This window comes from Synechococcus sp. R5-15, assembly GCF_047462035.1.
Taxonomy (GTDB): Bacteria; Cyanobacteriota; Cyanobacteriia; order Thermostichales; family Thermostichaceae; genus Thermostichus.
The window spans coordinates 1-4,231 of sequence record NZ_JANSIK010000109.1 but is presented as its reverse complement, the minus strand read 5'-3'; the positions used below and the strand labels follow the sequence as shown (position 1 = coordinate 4,231).

At 61.7% G+C, this 4,231-nt stretch carries 4 protein-coding genes; 3 read left to right on the top strand and 1 reads right to left on the bottom strand.

Annotated elements, in window-relative coordinates; all coding sequences use genetic code 11:
- The first annotated feature begins 188 nt into the window (after positions 1-188).
- Positions 189-1,202, top strand: coding sequence for a 16S rRNA (cytidine(1402)-2'-O)-methyltransferase (gene rsmI / locus NW839_RS10020; RefSeq protein ID WP_414349660.1), 1,014 nt, complete (start codon positions 189-191; stop codon positions 1,200-1,202).
- Positions 1,203-1,230: 28 nt separating this feature from the next.
- Positions 1,231-1,932: a two-component system response regulator RppA gene (gene rppA / locus NW839_RS10015; RefSeq protein ID WP_414349658.1), complete on the top strand. Its 702-nt coding sequence runs from the start codon at positions 1,231-1,233 to the stop codon at positions 1,930-1,932.
- A gap of 184 nt (positions 1,933-2,116) precedes the next feature.
- On the opposite strand, the gene atpD is transcribed toward rppA, so the two are convergent.
- Positions 2,117-3,550 (bottom strand): F0F1 ATP synthase subunit beta, encoded by a 1,434-nt coding sequence (gene atpD, locus NW839_RS10010; RefSeq protein WP_011434062.1) that lies wholly within the window; start codon positions 3,548-3,550, stop codon positions 2,117-2,119.
- Between the two features lie 190 nt (positions 3,551-3,740).
- Here atpD and NW839_RS10005 point away from each other — a divergent pair.
- Positions 3,741-4,231: GerMN domain-containing protein (locus tag NW839_RS10005; protein WP_414380621.1), on the top strand; the 491-nt coding region annotated here is incomplete at its 3' end.

The following is a 4,231-nucleotide window of genomic DNA, read 5'->3' as shown; positions in this document are numbered from 1 at the left end:
TCCGTCCCGCTACCGCGAAAGGACTCCGTCCCGCTACCGCGAAAGGACTCCGTCCCGCTACCGCGAAAGGCAGATGCTTGGGTATCGGGGCACCGGCCAAGAGAGGTTAATCTGGGGATCCGAGGCGATCTCTAATTGCTCTAATTGGCTATTGTCTGGTTATCGGCAGCTCAGCCTTGGAGCTCGGGATGGAACACCCCACCGCCAGCCTTTATTTGGTGGCTACCCCCATCGGCAACCGCGAAGACATCACCCTGCGGGCGCTGCGGGTTTTGCGGGAAGTGGACTGGGTGGCGGCAGAAGATACTCGCCACTCCGGCCAGCTTCTTAAACATTTTCAAATCTCCGCCCGCCTCATCAGCTATCACGAGCACAACGCTGCCCAACGGATCCCGCAACTCCTGAAGTATCTGTCGGCGGGCCAGTCGGTGGCCCTGATCAGCGATGCCGGCACTCCTGCCATCTCCGATCCGGGAGAAGAGTTGGTGCGCGCCTGCATTCAGGCCGGGATCCCGGTGATCCCTGTGCCGGGGCCGGTAGCTGCTGTTGCCGCCTTGACCGCTTCGGGCCTGCCTACAGGACGATTCGTGTTCGAGGGATTTTTGCCGCTTAAACCCAGTCAGCGACAGGCCCGCCTGCAACAGTTGGCCCAAGAAGAGCGCACCGTCGTTCTCTATGAAGCCCCCCATCGCCTGCGCCAAACTCTGCAGGATCTGCTGGATCACTGCGGCCCAGAGCGGCAGATCGTGCTGGCGCGGGAGCTGACCAAGCTGTACGAGTCCTTCTGGCGGGGATCCCTGGCAGCAGCCTTGGAGCACTGCGCTGCTCAGCCGCCCCGAGGGGAGTTCACCCTCTTGCTTGAGGGATATGTGGGTGCCGTTCGCGGCCCCGTCGCGACAGCGTTACAAAGCAACAACCCTGCCAGGGGCGGGGCGGAGTCCTTGAACGGGCTGGGAGACGGTGCTTCGGAAGCGGAAATTCGCCAAGAAATGGCCCGGTTGCTGGCCGAGGGCCTATCCCGCTCCGCAGCCAGCCGCCGGTTGGCCCAGCGTCTGCAGGGATCCCCCATCTGGACGCGGCGCCGCCTTTACGATCTATCCTTGCAGCTTGAGCCGCTCTCCAGTTCTGGCGGGACGGAGTCCTTTTCTGAGTACGTCAGCGCTCCACATTGTTTCCAAGACAACAGCGAGACCGAGTCCTGAGGTGTTCGCGTTAGCGGGACGGAGTCCTATGGCACGGATTTTATTGGTGGACGATGAAGTGGAGTTGGCCGATTCTCTGGCCCAGCAATTGAGGCGAGAGGGCTACACGGTGGACGTCGCCTACACAGGAGGGCGGGCCTGGGAGCTGCTGCAAAAGTCCCCCGCTCTGCCCTACGATCTGCTGGTCTTGGATTGGATGTTGCCGGAGCTCTCCGGGCTTTCCCTCTGTCAGCGGGTGCGGCAGGTGGATGGCACCACTCCCATCCTGTTTTTGACCGCCAAAGATACCCTAGACGACCGGGTGGAAGGGCTGGATGCCGGGGCAGATGATTACTTGGTAAAGCCGTTTGAGCTGCGGGAACTGCTGGCGCGGGTGCGAGCCCTCTTGCGGCGGGCCACCGGCCCTGGAGAAGGGATCCCTCGCCTGCAGGTCGGGGATTTGGAGCTGGATCGGGAGAACCAGGTGGCCTACCGGCAGGGGCGGATGATCCACCTCTCCCAAAAAGAGTTTCGCCTGCTGGAGTACTTCATGACCCATCCCGGCCAGTTGCTCACCCACGACCAGATCTACGAGCAGGTGTGGGCCGGAGAGGATCCCCCCAGCAGCAACGTCTTGGCAGCCCAGGTGCGCCTGCTGCGGCGACGCCTCAGGTTGCCCGGGGCAGCAGAATTGATCCACGCCGTCTACGGCAAAGGCTATCGCTTCGGGCCTGTCGCCGGGGATCCCTAGCAGCCGTCCCACCTGTAGATAAAACCAAGGCTCCCCCGAAAAGAAGGAGCCCTGCCGGGTCTGGGGAGCGCTTTCAGTCAGCAATGCCACCAGGGCGTTCCCCCCTTCAACCCTGGGGAGCCCAGTCGCCGCGCTATCGGCAACTCCCCTCTCCTCCTGTGGGAAAGGGGCTGGGGGTGAGGGATCACTTGGACTTGAGCTTCTCCGCTTTCTCGATGGCCTCTTCGATGGTGCCCACCAAGTAGAAGGCTTGCTCCGGCAGATTGTCCAATTCCCCCGACAAAATGCGCTGGAAGCCCTTGATGGTGTCTGCCAATTTCACATACTTGCCGGGGGAGCCAGTGAATACCTCCGCCACGAAGAACGGCTGGGACAGGAAACGCTCGATGCGGCGGGCGCGGGCCACCACCAGCTTGTCCTCTTCCGACAGCTCGTCCAGCCCCAGGATGGCGATGATATCTTGCAGCTCTTTGTAGCGCTGCAGCGTTTGCTTCACTGCCCGGGCGGTGTTGTAGTGCTCTTCGCCCACAATGTCCGCCTGCAGGATGGTGGAAGAGGAATCCAGGGGATCCACCGCCGGATAGATACCCTTGGCTGCCAAGCTGCGGGACAATACCACCGTGGAGTCGAGGTGGGCAAAGGTGGTTGCTGGGGCCGGATCCGTCAAGTCGTCAGCAGGCACATACACCGCCTGCACCGAGGTGATGGATCCCTGCTTGGTAGAGGTGATGCGCTCTTGCAGGTTGCCCATTTCGGTAGCCAAGGTGGGCTGGTAACCCACCGCCGAGGGCATGCGGCCCAACAGCGCCGACACTTCCGACCCGGCCTGCACAAAGCGGAAGATATTGTCGATGAACAGCAGCACGTCCTGCTTGTTAACGTCGCGGAAGTACTCTGCCATGGTCAGGGCAGTCAGGCCAACCCGCATGCGGGCACCCGGTGGCTCGTTCATCTGGCCATAGACCAGCGCCACTTTGTCCAGCACACCGGATTCTTTCATCTCGTTGTAGAGGTCATTGCCCTCGCGGGTGCGCTCTCCCACGCCGGCAAACACCGACAGGCCAGAGTGCTCCTCGGCAATGTTGTGGATCAGCTCCTGGATGAGCACTGTCTTGCCGACGCCGGCGCCGCCAAACAGGCCCACCTTGCCCCCCTTTTTGAAGGGGGCCAGCAGGTCAATCACCTTGATGCCGGTTTCAAAGGGCTCTGGCTTAATCGTCAAATCGACAAGTGGAGGCGCACTGCGGTGGATGGGGGCAAATTCTTGGGCTTGAACGGGCTCTCCTTGGTCAACCGGCTCTCCCAGCACATTGAAAATGCGCCCCAGGGTGGGCTGCCCGACCGGCACAGTAATCGGAGCGCCCGTATCCACCACCGGCATGCCCCGCACCAGGCCGTCGGTCGAGGACATGGCCACCGCACGCACGCGGTTATCCCCCAAAAGCTGCTGCACCTCAAAGGTGACGTTAACCTTCAGGCCGCTTTCGGTTGTGCCCTCCACCTTGAGGGCATTGTAGATTTCGGGCAGCTTGCCGCTGGGAAACTCGGCGTCGATCACAGGCCCAATGACCTGAGTGATGTAGCCAACATTGGTGGCAGTAGCGGTGGCAGTAACCATGATTGAGGCTCAGCTCCTTGTGTGCTCAGTTATCGACTCAGCAATGCCGGGTGTAAATCATTATCATCATACAAATAAAGGGATCCCAGTTGCTGCCGCACTTTTGCCTGTCCAGCCTATGGGGGATCCCCGGCAGGGAGGGCTTTTCTTCGCTACCCTAGAGCTAGGTTAGAGAGGGGGATCGCCAGCGATGAGCCACTACGGAGGCCGTACCGCACAGCTCAGCTCCGTCAGGTTGGGAGGACGGCGTTCCCGCCCGCGTCGGGGCCGGGCCCTACAACTGGGGATCCTTGGCTTCTTGCTGGGGTTAGGGGTGATGGGGGGAGCTTGGTGGTACAGCATCGGGCCCCGGCAAACCCTTTCCCTGTATTGGCTGACCAGTGCTGACAACTCTATTGACTACGTGCAGCAGGAGCGCAGGGTTCGCGCCTTTGACACTCAAGAAGCCATCCGCCTGGCCTTGGAGGAGCTGATTGCCGGCCCCCGGGATCCCCACCTCACCACGGCCATTCCCCCCCAGACGCGGGTGTTGGATGTGCGGGTGGAGGGCGACGATATTTTCCTCAACTTCTCCCCCGAATTCACGCAAGGGGGGGGATCCACGGCGATGATGAGCCGGATTGCGCAGGTGCTCTACACGGCCACCAGCCAAAACCCCGGCGCGCGGGTGTGGATCTCGGT

Excerpts from the sequence above, each read along its gene's own strand:
- rsmI (WP_414349660.1), top strand. The coding sequence starts at position 189 with ATGGAACACCCCACCGCCAGCCTTTATTTGGTGGCTACCCCCATCGGC.
- atpD (WP_011434062.1), bottom strand. The coding sequence starts at position 3,550 with ATGGTTACTGCCACCGCTACTGCCACCAATGTTGGCTACATCACTCAG.
- rppA (WP_414349658.1), top strand. The coding sequence starts at position 1,231 with ATGGCACGGATTTTATTGGTGGACGATGAAGTGGAGTTGGCCGATTCT.